The following is a 539-nucleotide window of genomic DNA, read 5'->3' on the forward strand; positions in this document are numbered from 1 at the left end:
CTGTATTACAGGTGGTGCATGGTTGTCGTCAGCTCGTGTCGTGAGATGTTGGGTTAAGTCCCATAACGAGCGCAACCCCTATCGTTAGTTACCATCATTAAGTTGGGGACTCTAGCGATACTGCCGGTGATAAACCGGAGGAAGGTGGGGACGACGTCAAATCATCATGCCCTTTATGACTTGGGCTACACACGTGCTACAATGGCAGATACAGAGGGCAGCGAAAGAGCGATCTGAAGCGAAACTCACAAAGTCTGTCCCAGTTCGGATTGTACTCTGCAACTCGAGTACATGAAGTTGGAGTTGCTAGTAATCGCGAATCAGAATGTCGCGGTGAATGCGTTCCCGGGTCTTGTACACACCGCCCGTCACACCATGGGAGTTGGCAATACCCGAAGCCTGTGAGCGAACCAATTGGACGCAGCAGTCGAAGGTAGGGTCAGTAACTGGGGTGAAGTCGTAACAAGGTAGCCGTATCGGAAGGTGCGGCTGGATCACCTCCTTTCTAAGAGTAAAAAGTCGGTACGCTGACTTTTACC

The 539-nt window shown here is 51.2% G+C and carries 1 rRNA gene; it reads left to right on the plus strand.

Annotated features, from left to right (window positions below):
- Positions 1-505, plus strand: a 16S ribosomal RNA gene (locus tag HMPREF3045_RS08980); the annotation flags it as partial.
- Positions 506-539 lie beyond the last annotated feature (34 nt).

It is taken from the genome of Anaerococcus sp. HMSC075B03 (assembly GCF_001815585.1).
Taxonomy (GTDB): Bacteria; Bacillota; Clostridia; order Tissierellales; family Peptoniphilaceae; genus Anaerococcus; species Anaerococcus vaginalis.